Source organism: Christensenella massiliensis (assembly GCF_040409835.1).
Taxonomy (GTDB): domain Bacteria; phylum Bacillota; class Clostridia; order Christensenellales; family Christensenellaceae; genus Christensenella; species Christensenella massiliensis.
In genome coordinates this window covers 1,676,679-1,690,950 of sequence record NZ_CP117826.1, presented here as the reverse complement: position 1 = coordinate 1,690,950, position 14,272 = coordinate 1,676,679, and the positions used below count along the sequence as shown (strand labels likewise).

Here is a 14,272-nt window from a genome sequence, read left to right as displayed (position 1 = left end):
AAATGAAATATTTGCTGGGGATCGATGTTGGAACGCAGTCGATACGGGTTTGTCTGTTCGACGAAAAAGAGAACAATATCTGTTCAAAAACGACGGAGCAGTATGTGCGGATCGACCATCCCTCATGGGCCAGTCAGGATGCCGGGGCATGGTGGGAGGCCGTCGTGCAGAGCATCCGGTATATTCTGGGAAAAAGCGGCGTGCCGCCCGCCGATATCCTGTCGGTCGGCTGCTGCGCGCACATGCACGGCCCTGTCGCCGTAGGCAGGGACGGTAGCCTCCTGTCACGCGATACGCAGCTATACTGCGACAAGCGTGTCGCCCCGGCCGTAGAAGCGATGGGAGAAGAAACGGCGGAGCGGTGCTACCGGATCACCGGGAACCTCCCCTCTACAACGTGGATGGGCTTCAAGATCAGATGGATCCGTGAAAACGCTCCGAGGCTTTATGAAAGGACCTATCGGTTTCTTTCCCCGAAAGACTATATAAACTGCTGTCTGACGGGAGAGTTTTTTACGGACCAGACGGAAGCGTCGGGCACCTATGCAATGGATTGGAAGACGGGAAGCTGGTCGGACGAAGCGCTGGCGGCGGTCGGGATCGACAGAAGCAAGCTTCCGGATATTGCCGGCTCGTTCGAGGTGATCGGGAACGTGTCTGCCAAGGCCGCACGGGAGACGGGGCTCTCCCCGAAAACCAAGGTCGTATGCGGCAGCGGCGATTTCCCGGCCTCCATGTTCACGTCCGGGCTTCGGGAAGACGGCCTCGCAGTCGATTCCACCGCAACGGCGGCTACGGTATGCTGCATCGGCAGACGGCCGCTGTTCCATAAAAAATTACTGGAGCTGAAAGACGTTTCCGGAAACTGGATGCATTACGGTGTGCTGGATGCCGCCGGGGCGGGCTTTCGGTGGCTGCGCGATACGGTCGCAAAAAGCGAAGCGGAAACGGCGCGGCGCAGGGGGGCGGACCCATACGACTATTTGTCCGGGCTGGCGGAAACCGTGCCCGCGGGGGCGGACGGACTGGTCTACCTCCCGTATCTTCTGGGCGAGCGTTCCGCGGGAAGCCCCGATTCCCGCGGAGCGTTTCTGGGGCTGCATCTGGGCTCCGACACGGCGCAGATGGTACGCGCGTTTTTGGAGGGCGTCGCGTTCGACCTGAAGCGCACGCTTGCCGTTTTTGAGGAGAGCGGGCTCGGGATCAAAAAGATATACCATGTGTCCGGCGGCGCAAAGGGAGAGCTGTGGAGCCAGATCAAGGCGGATATTTATGAAAGACCGGTCTATACGCTGAAAGAGAGCGAAGGAAGCGTTTTGGGCGCGGCGCTGATGGGGGGAGTGGGCGCAGGCCTGTATGAAAGCCCGGAGGCCGCGCTTGAAAAAGTATTTGCCATCCGCAGGGAATATACGCCGAACCGGAAAAACAGGGGAATTTATGAGGATATGTTTGGTGTTTTCTGCAGTCTGCACGACAGAACGCAGCCCGCTTTTTCGCAGCTGCAGAAAATTCGGAGCCGTGCGATGCATGGGGATGCCTCGCGGGCATGAGATAGAGTCCGCTGTGTGCTTCCCCTGCTATCATAGAACAGCCGGCAGAAAGTGAGGCGGCCAAGATGAACGGAAAACTGAAGGTTCTGATCGCGGACGATGAACAGCTGGTCTGCGTATTGCTCCAAGACATGATCGACTGGGAGGGGATCGGGCTGACACCGCTCGGAGCCGTTTATGATGGGAATTCGGCATATCAGGCAATATGCGAGCAGGAGCCGGATATCGTTCTGACAGATATCAGGATGCCGGGCAAGGATGGACTTGAGCTGGTACGGCTCTGCCAAAAGGAAAACAGAACGTGCGAATTTGTTGCGATCAGTGGCCATAAGGAATTTGAATACGCACATTCGGCGATTCAATATGGAGTGAATTATTTTTTGGTCAAGCCGATCAATGCGGAAGAGCTGAACGGGATATTAAGAGATATCCGCGGCAAATATGACGAAAAGCGCGGACAAATCGAGCGGCAGAAGCAGATCCAGCTAGAGCTGGAAAAGAGCAGACAGAAGATACAGGATGATTTCCTGAACCTATTCCGCACCGACCCGAAGCAGGTCTGCACGGCGCCTGTTTCAGAGCTCAACCAGAAATATATGCTGCGGCTGCTGCCCGAAGGCAGCTATCTGTTTTTCATCGTCAGATTGGATGGCAAACTGATGAACACAGACGAATATATGGATACTCTGCTCTGTCAGGCCGCAGAAAAAATAAAAAAACGGCTCAAGGGCAGCGGATGGGAATGCATCGTTCAGCAAGAGGCTGGCACCCTCTTCTGCATGGTGAATGGAATGGATATGGACGCCGCCGTGAAAGAGATCGAAGCGGCATTGCCGGAGCTGATACAGGACCTTTATATGTATGCGCATGTGACGGCGGGCCTGTCGCGCGTTCATTCCTCTCTGGAGGGGGAAATGGCGGACGAAGCTGAGCTGGCTGCCGTCCAAAGGCTCGACGATGGAGTGGACCGGGTGATCCGCTTCCGGAGGCAGATGCGGCATCCTATGCCGCTGAGCAACGAACAGATGCTGGAATTTTTAAATTTAGTCGGACTTGCAAAGACGCATGCGGTGGAGGAATACTTTGATGCAATGAGGGACGGGCTGCTCTCAAAACCTGCGACGGCGCTTTATCTTGCAATGAAAGCGCTGCTGAACCGGTTTTATGCGGGTATGGGCAGCCTTTACGGAACGGAGGAGATTCCGTGGAGGAAGGAAGTCCTTTTCCGGATGCTGAGAAACGGAAAGACAAAGCAGGAGCTGTACGATATGACACGAAAAACGGTGATATCCTGTCTGACAGAATATAACGAGGCAACGCGGACGGAGGAGCACTGGTGCATCCGGGAGGCGAAGCGGTATGTGCAGGAGCACTATTCCGAAAGCATTTCCCTTGATGATGTGGCGGGATGCCTGCATATCAGCCCCGCCTATTTCAGCACTCTGTTCAAGCGGCAGGAGGGGATCGGGTTTATCGATTATCTGCTTGGATTCCGCATCGATATCGCCAAAAAAATGCTGTGCGACAGGCAATGCAATATTACGGAGCTGGCGGAAAAAATCGGCTACCGCGACCAGAAGTATTTCAGCAAGCTCTTTAAAAAGACCGTAGGGATCACTCCCACGGAATATAAAAAGCTTCACGGAAGATAAAAGCGGGTGCAGATACGTGAAAAAAAGACCTGACTGTGGGAAAAAGAGAAAATCGATCAGCAAATATCTCGGCATCGCGGGCGCGGCAGTCGCGTGTGCGCTGGTATTTTGGGGGATCTCGTTCGGTATGGAAAGGACGCCTCTTCTGGCATGGGGAACTGCCGCGATGATCGCGGGTGCGGCGGTTGCCCTTTATTTTGTATTCCGGTATCTGTACCTGCCGCTCCGCGAGATCGAAAGAAAAGGGATCGTAGCGGAGAAAACGCAAAGGCCGAACTATATGGCGTATGCCTATGAGGCGCTGCGGCTGGATACTTTGAAGGAATTGTCGGAGCGCGAATACGCGGCGCTGGTCTATAAAAAACAAGCGGAGCTCGACAGCCTGCAAAGCCAGATCAATCCCCACTTTTTATACAATACGCTGGAATCGATCCGCGGGCAGGCGGTTTTGGACAAGACTGAAAAAATCGCGAAAATGACGGAAGCGCTGTCCGCTTTTTTCCGTTACAGCATCGGCCGCAAAGGAAGCATCGTACAGCTGACGGACGAACTGAAAAATACGGATAATTACATGCTCATACAGCAATTCCGGTTCGGGGAAAAGGTCTCGCTGCAGAAGATCATTTCTGATGAAGAGGCCCTGCAGGGCTATTTGCCGAAAATGACGATACAGCCCATTATTGAAAACGCGATCTATCATGGCCTTGAAATGAAGGAGGGAAAGGGCAGGATCATTCTCCGGATCACGCTGACGGAGAGCCGGATGATCATCAATGTGATGGATAATGGGGTAGGGATCGACGACGAGCAGGTGGAAAAAATCAACGCCTCGATGCAGGAACCGATCCATCTTTCCACCGAGCAGCTCCAAAACAGAAAGGGAAAAGGGATCGCGCTGAAAAATGTAAACGACCGCATCCGGCTTTTATATGGGGAGGGATACGGGCTGCATGTGTTCAGCACCTTAGGCGAAGGAACGGATGTGGAGATACAGCTTCCCTTTAAACAAGATAAGCCCCGAGAGCAGCAGTTTTTTCAGAATGCTGCAGACAAATGAAATCGAGCAGCTCCTGATAGGATACGGCAGCAGGGTCGATCTCCACATACCCCATCCGGCGCGTAGGGCACAGGATGCGGCTGCACAGGCTGTAGCAGTGTGAGATCTCCGGCGAGATGAAAAGGATGCCGATCCCCTCGGAAGCAATTCTGCGGACGATGGAAAGGAGCTCCTCGGACTGAAGCGGGTCGAGCAGCGCGGTGATGTGGTTGATGATCATTGCGGAGGGACGTGAGTACAGGCAGCGGAAAAGCAGCGTCTTCAGGTCGAAAGACTGCCCGCGCGACTTAAGCTCTGCGTCGGAAAAGGAACCGATGCAGGAATGATAGATATGCTCCGAAACACGTTTTTTGACATTGAACGGCGATTTGCCGAGCAGCTGAAAGGAAAGATTTTCCGGAAGCGTAAAGCTGTTGATGTAGCTGTGGGAGGCAGACGCACCGTTTACAAAGGAAAGGCCGAGGGAGACGGCTTTTTTCAGAGAGCCTGCGCCGCGCCCGTCCACCCATAAAATATCCTCCGCCGAACGGCGCGGAGGGAACAGCATCTGCTCTAATTTGGAAAGAGAGCCGGTATAGTCCGCGATCCCAAGGATCTCGCCGCCATGCACGCAGCAGGAAAGCCTGCTTTTGCCGACCGGAAGCGCGTTTATCCGCAGGACGGTATCTCTGCCCGGATGCAGGCGGGCGGAAAAAGCCATCTTTTTTGGCTGCCTTTTTGTCATCATGGAAAACAAAAGATTTCCATTATACAGGTCATGATGGATCACACCGGCGGCATATCCGCCCCGAAGGACCAGAATACGGTCGGAAAGCTCGGCCATCAGATCGGGCTGCGTACCGATATAGATGAAAGAGACCTGCTTCAGTCTGCGGATCAGATGCAGCAGCGCCGAAAAATCCTGTGCGCTGTATAGTGTTGCGATCCGGTCCAAAATAATGATCTTAGCCCCCTGAGAGACGAATTTCATAATTTGGACGAGATGCGCCTGCGCTTCAGTGATGCGGCCCGCCGGCATGGAAGCGTCGAGCGGCAGTCCGGCGAAATCGAGATAATACTGCGTATGCGAGTATGCTTTTTTCCGGTTGAGAAAAAAGGAAGCCGGAGAGATTTTCCGGATCGCGGTAAAATTTTCCGCGATCGAAAATTCGGGGAACAACGCGCAGGAAGCGTTCAGGCAATAGATATGATGTTCCTGCTGGAAACGGCTTACGGAAGCGGAAGAAACGGGAGTTCCGTTCAAATAGAGCTTGCCCTCGCCGATCATGACCTCCCCGGAAAGAATTTTAGGCAAAATATCGATACCGGAGCTGCTCAGCCCCATAATACTCAGCAATTCCCCTTCGTAAAGGCTCATAGATATTTTTTTCAGGGATGCGTTGGCCTTACACCGCCATGAAGCATTTTCCAACCGTAAAATTTCTTTTTTCATTTTGCAGATCCCCCGCCTCCAAAATGTCTTTTAAAATATCTGCTGACTGAAAGCGGAACAGAAGTATTTGAATTTGAAACACGCAGACCATTCCATAAGGCTTTTCTTTATTATAATGAGGATCTCATTTTGTTTCAACGGGCAATTTCCGTCCGCGGCCGTTCGGCCGTCTTTGTCGCGCTCCGGCCGAAAGGAAAAAGAAGCTAAGTGACCCGCACCCGCCGTTCTGCGCGCCGTACGCTTACCTATGGCCGTTCGGCCGTCTTTGTCGCGCTCCGGCCGAAAGGAAAAAGAAGCTAAGTGACCCGCGCCCGCCGTTCTGCGCGCCGTACGCTTACCTATGGCCGTTTGGCCGTCTTTGTCGCGCTCCGGCCGAAAGGAAAAAGAAGCTAAGTGACCCGCGCCCGCCGTTCTGTGCGCCGTACGCTTACCTATGGCCGTTCGGCCGTCTTTGTCGCGCTCCGGCCGAAAGGAAAAAGAAGCTAAGCGGCCCGCGCCCGCCGTTCTGCGCGCCGTACGCTTACCTATGGCCGTTCGGCCGTCTTTGTCGCGCTCCGGCCGAAAGGAAAAAGAAGCTAAGCGGCCCGCGCCCGCCGTTCTGCGCGCCGTACGCTTACCGCGTCCTGTTTTTTTGACTTCCCCGGTTGACAGAGGCGGGGCAGGGTGTTATATTGTATATGTTGTATATATACAATTTTAAACCGGGAGGGTTGATGAGTGGATATCATCATCAGCAATTCCAGCGGAAAGCCGATCTATGAGCAGATCACCTCGCAGATCAAGAGCATGATCATCAGCGGGGAGCTCAAGGAGGGGGACGCCCTTCCGTCCATGCGGCTGCTGGCAAAGGAACTGAGGATCAGCGTCATCACAACAAAGCGCGCGTACGATGATCTTGAGCGCGACGGCTTTATCGAGAGCTTCACCGGCAAGGGGAGCTTCGTGGCGCAGAAAAATGTGGAGTTTATCCGCGAGGAGCAATTAAAGGCTGCCGAGGAACATCTGAAAAACGCCGTCTGCGCGGCGAAAAGCAGCGGTATTTCCCGCGCGGAGCTGGAAGAGATGCTGCGCATTCTCTATGAAGAATAGCGCCCGCGGGCTTCACATGAAAGGATAGGACATGAACAGCATCAGCTTGAAAAACGTAAGCAAGGAATACCGGGATTTTGCCCTCCGGGACGTAAGCTTTACTGTGCCGCAGGGCAGCATCATGGGCCTCATCGGCGAAAACGGCGCGGGCAAGACCACTGTCTTAAAGCTCGTTTTGAATATGATACGCGCGGACGCGGGCCGCATCGAGGTGTTCGGCCTCGACCATATCAAAAACGAACGGGAGATCAAGGAACAGATCGGCGTGGTGATGGAGGAAAGCTGCTTCTATGAAGCGCTGCGGTGCAAAGAAGCGGCGGCCATCCTGCGCAATCTCTTCAAAACGTGGGACGACGCGCTGTTCCGCACGTATGCGGAGCGCTTCGGCCTGCCGTGGGAAAAACAGCTGAAGGAATTTTCGCGGGGCATGAAGATGAAGCTGTCTATTGCGGCGGCGCTTTCCCACCGTCCGAGGCTTCTGATACTCGACGAGGCGACGAGCGGGCTCGATCCCGTTGTGCGCAGCGAGATATTGGACGTATTCCTCGATTTCATTCAGGATGAGGAGCATTCCATCCTCATTTCCTCGCATATCACGAGCGATCTGGAAAAGGTGGCGGACTATATTACCTTTCTTCACGAGGGCCGGGTGGTGCTCTCGGAGAACAAGGACAAAATGCTGTACGGCTATGGCATTCTGAAGTGTGGGGAAAAGGAATTCGCCCGGATCGCGCCGGAGGACGTCCTCCGCTGCCGCAGGTCCGCCTTCGGCTATGAGGTGCTGACTGCGGACAAAAACGCCGCGGCGCGCAAATATCCGGACCTCACGCTGGACAGCGCCGCCCTTGAGGACGTCATGCTGCTTATGATAAAGGGGGAGACGGTATGAAAGGCCTTTTGCTGAAAGAGATTCTGGGGATCAAAAGCTTTTTGAAAATGTATCTCTTCATCATCGCGGTCTGCATCATTCCTGTTGCGGTCTCGCAGAACGGAAGCTTTTCATCGGGCTTTGCCATCGGCGTCTGTACGTTCGTGGGCATCATGATGTGCTTTGTTTCGTTCAACTACGATGCCGTCAGCAAGTGGGATAAATTCGTCCTTACGCTCCCGTTCACGCGGGAGCAGATCGTCCGCTCGAAATACCTGTTTTCCCTCATCATGATAGGCGTCGGAATGGGCATGGGGCTCGCGGTCTCCGCCGTGCTTGCGGCGGTGAGCGGCACGGGCCTCGGGCCGGAGGTCTTTTTTACGATGGTGTTTCTTGTGGCCTGCGGCCTGCTTTCCATCAGTGTCATCATTCCGCTGATCTTCAAATTCGGGGTGGAAAAAAGCCGCATCATCGTGATCGTTATTTTTCTTGTGCCGTTTATGACGTTCATCGGGCTGTTTGGGAACGGAACGGTAGATGACGCGGCAGTGGAGGCGGCCTTTTCCGTCCTTTTGTGGCTGCTGCCCCTCTGCGGCGCAGCAGCGCTTGCGGTGTCCTATCCCGCATCCGTGCACATTTACCGGAAAAAAGAGGTATAAGAAAAACAAGAAAAGAAGCAAAAGGCCGCGGGCACAGGCAGAGGCGCCGCGGCCTTTTTACGGCATTTTCCTAATTTGCTTCAGAAAAGCCCGGTCCGCCGCTCCCGTTTTCCTTGCGGCAACAACGCTTTTTGATCCCGTTTTCCCATTAAAAAACCGCCCTTTCGAGCGGTTTATCTCATTACTAACAGTCCTATGCTTCATCATCAGCATATTTTCGATTTTCGCAATGCTCACATATCTCGCGCCAGTTTTCTTTTTCCTTAAAACGGTCTTGCAGTACACGTTCCTTAATAAATCCATCTGTTATATCTGTTACTGCTACGCAATCGCCCGCGCTCAACATTTCGTCAATCAACGGACACATAACGCGGCTTGGATATTCGACATCACCCGCCATATTTTTTTAGCACCTCCCTCATAGCCTTTACGCTGTCCGTAAATTCGTTCTCTTTGTATGCAGTCCTGATATTTCCCGTCTTTTTGTTAACGGACGCGCACCCCTCTGCGCTGTAATAGTTCTCAAACTCACCTTTCCGTTTGTTAACAGAAGCTTTCGTATTTGCTATAAATTGTTTTGCCGCATCTTCCGTTACGCCATATTCCCGCTCTTTACCGATAGGATTATCGTCAAAATGCAAAAGCTCAATATGTATCGATTCCGGGGGCAAATGCACTTCGCCTTTAATCCCTACCGCTTTTATCTTTGATACTATTCTACCATTTTACCGCTTTGTTTCAATGCTTTTCGCCCCTTGCTTCTCCGCACAAACCGCCTTTCCGCTCATGCTCCGGCCAACCAAAACCCGCCCTTTTGGGGCGGTTCAGTCTATTTCCTCGATCATCGTAGCTTCTTCTCCCAAGCACGCTTTGACAAATTTATCAAAGGCCGCCTGTTCTTCCGGCGTTGGATCATCTATCGTCAATACCCAACGACTATACCCATATTGATCTCTCTCGTCTCCGGGTTTGATCTTCCCCCACAAAATCTTAGGTGGACACATCAGCATACTACAATCCTCCCAGCATAAGCTTTAAAATATCTGCTGTTTTTCGCTTATTGCTCTACGCTTTTGGGCCTCAACCAAAGCAGAGTATCGATCTGGTCTTGATCTATTTCTATATCAAAGGCTCCATCTCCGTCTCCCCAAAAATGCAACCCTCTTCGTTCGACTTCTGCGTGCGAGATTTCATCATCACTATATTCATTGAATCGCTCCTGTGCGTATTTAAGCTGCTCCGGCGTATACTGTGCAAGCGCTTCCTTGTGGAACCAATTTCTTATATCCCTATCTGATTTCTGTGTATTTCCATCCATACTTTTCAGCCATCTCCTTTATCGCAGCACGTCTACTACCGCACTTTTTCATTAGGTCAGCCAACTCTGCTTCGATACGCACCTCATTTTCAATGCGCACACCATTTCCAATCCTATCTATTTTTCCGTTTGCAGCCTGTACGCCGCAGACAACAAGCATTTTGTTTTTGTTCACTGCCAATAAATATATTCCCGCCTGAAAAGAAAAAGTTTTTCATACAGGCCGCCATTGAAGCGGTTCCTTCAATGCTTTTTGTATTTGAAAAGACCTCCGTTTTTATAGCATCAGCTTTCCGCCGCAAGCGCGGCCGCCTCTTCGTCGAGCTGCTTCATAGAGCGGCGGAACTGGACGGTGAACACGATGGCAGTCGTTGCGACGGCAATAGCGTCCGCCACGGGCTCCGCGAGATAGACTGCGAACACCTTGTCGGGAATCAGCGCGGGCAGGAGGTAGATGAGCGGGATGAGCAGCAAAATTTTACGGAAAACGGCGAGGAACAGGGACGTTTTTGCGTTGCCGAGCGCAATGAACGTCTGCTGGCAGGCGATCTGTACGCCGAACACCACCGTTGAGGCCATATAAATGCGCAGTGCGTAGACGGTCATATCCATCAGGGCGGGGTCTTTGGTAAAAATGGAAGCCAAGACCTGCGGCGCGAACATGGCGAGCGCCCACAGGGCCGCCGAATAGAGGACGCTTGCGATGAGCAAAAGGCGGAACGCCTGCTTCACCCGTCCGGAATTGCGCGCGCCGTAGTTGAAGCTCACGATGGGCTGCGCGCCCTGCGAAAGCCCCATGAGGGGCAGGAGGGAGAACTGCATCACCGTGGTAAGGATGGTCATCGCGCCCACGGCGATATCGCCGCCGTATTGCTGGAGAGAGGCGTTGAAGCATACCGCGATCACGCTTTCGGTGAACTGCATGATGAACGGCGAAAGCCCGAGCAGCACGCACGGCAGCAGCACGGAGGCCTCGGGCCGGAGGTTTTTCGGGCGCAGGCGCACGATGGCGCGCTTCCCGGCGAGAAAACAAAACACCCAAATGCAGGATACGGCCTGCGAGAGGATGGTCGCAAGCGCCGCGCCCGCAACGCCAAGATCAAAGGTGAAGATGAAGATGGGGTCCAAAACGATGTTGAGGGCCGCGCCGATGAGCACGGTCAGCATGCCTGTTTTGGCAAAGCCCTGCGCCGTGATGAACGGGTTGAGGCCGAGGGCGATCTGCACGAACACCGTCCCTGCGGCATAGATGGGCATATACTGCATGGCATAGGCGATGGTGTCCGCGCTCGCGCCGAACAGCATCAGCATGGGCCGCCCGAACACGAGAAAAACGGCGGTGAGCGCGCCCGCGAGAATCAGGAGCAGGGTGGTGCAGTTGCCGAGTATCTTTTCCGCGGCGGGATAATCGCCCCGCCCCATCATGATGGACGCGCGGGGCGCGCCGCCCATGCCCGCGAGCGCCGCGAACGCGGAGATGATCATGATGAGCGGCATACACACGCCCACCCCCGTCAGGGCCTGCGCGCCGATCACGTCGATATGGCCGATATACATACGGTCCACCATATTATACAGCACGTTGACGACCTGTGCGGCCACGGTGGGTATGGCAAGACGGAACAAAAGCCTGCCTACCTTTCCCGTGCCGAGGTCTGTTTTTTCGTTTTGTACTGCCGTATCCATTGCTTTCCTCCTATACCGTTTCCAGTTTTTCGCACAGCCGCTCGAACACAGCAGAGATCACGGCGCGTTCCCCGGGCGTGGTCATGCCTCCGAGCAGCGCAAGGAACGCCTCCTGCGCGCCGTGCAGGGCGTGCAGGGCGGGGGCTGCCGCCTCCGTCAAAACAAGGTGCGTATACCGGCGGTCCCTCCGGTCGGTGTGCAGCGTAAGATAGCCGCGCGCGGAAAGAGACTCCACCGCCTTGGAAACGAGCGCCTTGGAGACGGAGCGGTATTTCACGACGTCCATCGCCGTATCGAACCCCGGATTGTTGGAAAGGAACAAAAGCACGTCCGCCTCCCCCTGCGACAGGCCGAACGGCTCCGCAGCCCTTGCGCATTCCCTTTCATACAGCTTTTTCAGCTTCCGGCTCAAATAGAGCAGCGGACGCAGATAGCGTTCCTCATGCTGCATATATGCAGGCCCTCCTATCGTTCCTGAGTAAACGGTTCAATTATAAACTATTTTAACGGGCCGCGGATACCCTGTCAAGGGAATGGCTTTGGAAAAGGCGGGCGGGGCAGGGAACGGGCACGCCAAAGAAAGATACGCAAATAAAAACGATAAGCGTGCGCGCGGCATTTAGAAAAGGAGGCCCGCCGTATGGAAAGCGCTGCGGCCGGGCATATCCCCCTCCGCATGACAAACGCCTCCCGATTTTATATAATAAGAAAGAAAGTAAGGAGGCGGAAGATGAAAGCTGTCGTATTTGAGGAAAAAGGAAGATTTACGCTTACGGAACGCCCCGTTCCGAAGCTGGAAAAAGAAACGGACGCGGTCGTGCGGGTGACGCTCGCGTCCATCTGCTCGAGCGACCTGCACATAAAACACGAAAGCGTTCCGCGGGCAAAGGCGGGCGTTATTGTGGGCCATGAAATGGTGGGCGTGGTGGAAGAGGTTGGCAAAGACGTAAAAACAGTGCGGCCGGGCGACCGGGTGACGGTCAACGTGGAAACGTTCTGCGGACACTGTTTTTTTTGCCGGCGCGGTTTTGTCAACAACTGCACGGACGAAAACGGCGGCTGGGCGCTCGGCTGCCGCATCGACGGCGGGCAGGCGGAATATGTGCGCGTTCCCTTTGCAGACAGCGGCCTTGACCGGATCCCGGACGGAGTGACGGACGAACAGGCGCTTTTCGTGGGCGATATCCTCGCAACGGGCTATTGGGCCGCGCAGATCGGGGAGCTTCAAAAAAACGACACGGCACTCGTGCTCGGCGCAGGGCCGACGGGCCTGTGCACGGCGGCATGCGCGCGCCTGTATGAGCCGGCGCACATCGTGATCGCAGACGTCGCGGAAGAGCGTCTCGCCCTCGCACGGAAAATGGGGATCGCGGATTTTGCGGTAAACCCGGAAAAAGAGGACGCCATGGCGCTGCTGCGCGGCCTGACGGATGGGCGCGGCGCGGACGTTGTGTTTGAAGTCGCCGGGGGGGAAAATACCTTCGGGCTCGCGTGGCGCGCGGCGCGCCCGAACGCGAACGTGTGCGTGGTCGCCATGTACGACAGGCCGCAAATTCTCCCGCTCCCCGATATGTACGGGAAAAACCTCACGTTCAAAACGGGCGGGGTGGACGCGAACGCCTGCGGCAAAATTCTGGAGCTGATCGCGCAGGGCAGGCTCGATACGACGCCCCTCATCACGCACCGTTTCCCGCTCAGCCGGGCGATGGAGGCATACCGCCTGTTTGAGCGCAAGGAGGACGGCGTCGTCAAGATCGCACTCGATCCGCAGCGGTGACCGGGAAAAACAAGACGCGCAGCCCGGCGGACAGCTGCATGGCCCAAGGGCTCCCGGCGGTCCGCCTTGACAAATGAAGCGGCAGGGAGTATACTCCAATTGAGTTAGCATAAGCTAACTAATGAAGCGAAACGAGAATAGGAGAGATGTCATGAATTGGGAATTTATTTTTCCCGGAAAGCTGCGGCGGGAGGGCACAGATGAGGAACGCACGCTCTACCGCATCGATTTTCCGGACGGCTTCGGCCGCCTGACGGCCTCGGAGGTCCTGCCCGGCGTCCTGCTCGTATTCAATGATTTCCATACCTCCTGCGGCTTCCGCAACGAAGCGCCCCGGCCCGGCTTTATCGAGATCAACCACTGCCTGCGCGGGCGGTATGAATGCGTGCTGCGGGATGGGCGGCATCTTGGCCTCGGCCCGCAGGACCTTGCATTCAGCGATATGGGCAGCCCGGCGGACTACTCCACGTTCGTATCCGGCGAATATTATGGACTTAGCATCCTCCTGCACATAGAGGAAGCGGAACGTGCGCTGAACTCCTTTTTAGGCGAACGGGTCCATATTGGCGAGCTGTTTGAGCACATTCTTTGCGAGGGGCTGTTCGTGCTGCGCGCAGACCCGGAGATCCAGCATATCGTATCCGAGATCTACCGTGCGCCTGCACGGGCACGGCACGGTTATTACAGGCTGAAAGCGGCGGAGCTCCTGCTGTTCGTCATGTTCCGGCGCGCGGGCAGCGGAGCGCTGCTGTTCTCCGGCTATTGCCGGGGAAGCGTACCGCGTGCGGAAGAGGCGGCCCGCCGTCTGACGGAGGACCTGAAGCGGCATTATACACTCGCGGAGCTTGCCGTTCTTTGCCGGGTGAGCGAAACGACGCTCAAAAAAGAATTCAAAAAGGTATACGGGGAAACGCCGGGGCAATATCTGAAGCGCAGGCGTATGGAGCAGGCGGCCCTGCTGCTTGGAACGACGAGGCTTTCCGTGGGTGAGGTCGCGGAGACGGTCGGCTACCGGAACGCAGGCAAATTTTCCGCCGCATTTACGGAGCGCTTCGGTGTTTCTCCCCGGCTGTACAAAAAAGATGCCGTTTTGGAGCAAAACGCATGCTTTGGAGCTGGAACGATTCCTTGAAGCGGTTTATAATCGTCTAATGTTAGCGAATGCTAACCAATGAAAGGCAAGG

16 protein-coding genes are annotated in these 14,272 nt (G+C 55.0%); 8 read left to right on the top strand and 8 right to left on the bottom strand.

Features of this window, described 5'->3' with window-relative positions; translation table 11 throughout:
• The first annotated feature begins 2 nt into the window (after positions 1-2).
• The 3 genes from PUP29_RS08130 (at position 3) to PUP29_RS08120 (ending at position 4,259) form a co-directional block, all read left to right on the top strand.
• Positions 3-1,550 carry a xylulokinase gene (locus PUP29_RS08130; protein WP_079546346.1) on the top strand — a complete coding sequence of 516 codons (1,548 nt, stop codon included), beginning with the start codon at positions 3-5 and terminating at the stop codon, positions 1,548-1,550.
• A gap of 65 nt (positions 1,551-1,615) precedes the next feature.
• Complete coding sequence (locus PUP29_RS08125) at positions 1,616-3,202, top strand: response regulator transcription factor (protein ID WP_079546347.1); 1,587 nt, start codon at positions 1,616-1,618, stop codon at positions 3,200-3,202.
• A gap of 16 nt (positions 3,203-3,218) precedes the next feature.
• Entirely contained in the window at positions 3,219-4,259 is a 1,041-nt protein-coding gene (locus PUP29_RS08120; RefSeq protein WP_079546348.1) for a sensor histidine kinase, read from the top strand.
• Here the strand turns inward: PUP29_RS08120 and PUP29_RS08115 are convergent.
• A complete protein-coding gene (locus PUP29_RS08115) occupies positions 4,204-5,691 on the bottom strand; it encodes an ATP-binding cassette domain-containing protein (protein WP_079546349.1) in 1,488 nt (495 codons plus the stop codon). The genes PUP29_RS08120 and PUP29_RS08115 overlap by 56 nt on opposite strands.
• 717 nt (positions 5,692-6,408) lie before the next feature.
• Between PUP29_RS08115 and PUP29_RS08110 the strand changes: the two genes are divergently transcribed.
• The 3 genes from PUP29_RS08110 to PUP29_RS08100 are packed head-to-tail and all read left to right on the top strand — an operon-like array spanning position 6,409 to position 8,307.
• Complete coding sequence (locus PUP29_RS08110) at positions 6,409-6,780, top strand: GntR family transcriptional regulator (RefSeq protein WP_079546350.1); 372 nt, start codon at positions 6,409-6,411, stop codon at positions 6,778-6,780.
• A gap of 31 nt (positions 6,781-6,811) precedes the next feature.
• A complete protein-coding gene (locus tag PUP29_RS08105; RefSeq protein WP_079546351.1) occupies positions 6,812-7,669 on the top strand; it encodes an ABC transporter ATP-binding protein in 858 nt (285 codons plus the stop codon).
• Positions 7,666-8,307, top strand: coding sequence for an ABC-2 transporter permease (locus PUP29_RS08100; protein WP_079546352.1), 642 nt, complete (start codon positions 7,666-7,668; stop codon positions 8,305-8,307). The genes PUP29_RS08105 and PUP29_RS08100 overlap by 4 nt, the downstream gene beginning before the upstream one ends.
• A gap of 193 nt (positions 8,308-8,500) precedes the next feature.
• Here PUP29_RS08100 and PUP29_RS08095 read toward each other — a convergent pair whose 3' ends face one another.
• The 7 genes from PUP29_RS08095 to PUP29_RS08065 form a co-directional block, all read right to left on the bottom strand.
• The gene (locus PUP29_RS08095; RefSeq protein ID WP_353422946.1) at positions 8,501-8,707 is read right to left on the bottom strand and encodes a hypothetical protein; all 207 of its coding nucleotides are present in this window, start codon (positions 8,705-8,707) and stop codon (positions 8,501-8,503) included.
• Positions 8,697-8,978 carry a hypothetical protein gene (locus PUP29_RS08090; protein ID WP_079546355.1) on the bottom strand — a complete coding sequence of 94 codons (282 nt, stop codon included), beginning with the start codon at positions 8,976-8,978 and terminating at the stop codon, positions 8,697-8,699. Before PUP29_RS08090 ends, PUP29_RS08095 begins: the two co-directional genes overlap by 11 nt.
• Before the next feature lie 153 nt (positions 8,979-9,131).
• The gene (locus PUP29_RS08085) at positions 9,132-9,317 is read right to left on the bottom strand and encodes a hypothetical protein (RefSeq protein WP_079546356.1); all 186 of its coding nucleotides are present in this window, start codon (positions 9,315-9,317) and stop codon (positions 9,132-9,134) included.
• A 47-nt stretch (positions 9,318-9,364) separates the two neighbouring features.
• Positions 9,365-9,625, bottom strand: a complete 261-nt coding sequence (locus tag PUP29_RS08080; RefSeq protein WP_079546357.1) for a hypothetical protein — start codon at positions 9,623-9,625, stop codon at positions 9,365-9,367.
• The gene (locus PUP29_RS08075) at positions 9,597-9,806 is read right to left on the bottom strand and encodes a hypothetical protein (protein WP_353422944.1); all 210 of its coding nucleotides are present in this window, start codon (positions 9,804-9,806) and stop codon (positions 9,597-9,599) included. Before PUP29_RS08075 ends, PUP29_RS08080 begins: the two co-directional genes overlap by 29 nt.
• 104 nt (positions 9,807-9,910) lie before the next feature.
• The gene (locus PUP29_RS08070) at positions 9,911-11,311 is read right to left on the bottom strand and encodes an MATE family efflux transporter (protein WP_079546359.1); all 1,401 of its coding nucleotides are present in this window, start codon (positions 11,309-11,311) and stop codon (positions 9,911-9,913) included.
• A 10-nt stretch (positions 11,312-11,321) separates the two neighbouring features.
• Positions 11,322-11,762, bottom strand: coding sequence for a MarR family winged helix-turn-helix transcriptional regulator (locus PUP29_RS08065; protein ID WP_079546360.1), 441 nt, complete (start codon positions 11,760-11,762; stop codon positions 11,322-11,324).
• Between the two features lie 279 nt (positions 11,763-12,041).
• On the opposite strand from PUP29_RS08065, the gene PUP29_RS08060 reads away from it, so the two are divergent.
• Both PUP29_RS08060 and PUP29_RS08055 read left to right on the top strand, forming a co-directional pair.
• The gene (locus PUP29_RS08060; RefSeq protein WP_353422943.1) at positions 12,042-13,088 is read left to right on the top strand and encodes an alcohol dehydrogenase; all 1,047 of its coding nucleotides are present in this window, start codon (positions 12,042-12,044) and stop codon (positions 13,086-13,088) included.
• Between the two features lie 151 nt (positions 13,089-13,239).
• Entirely contained in the window at positions 13,240-14,220 is a 981-nt protein-coding gene (locus PUP29_RS08055) for a helix-turn-helix transcriptional regulator (protein WP_353422941.1), read from the top strand.
• Positions 14,221-14,272 lie beyond the last annotated feature (52 nt).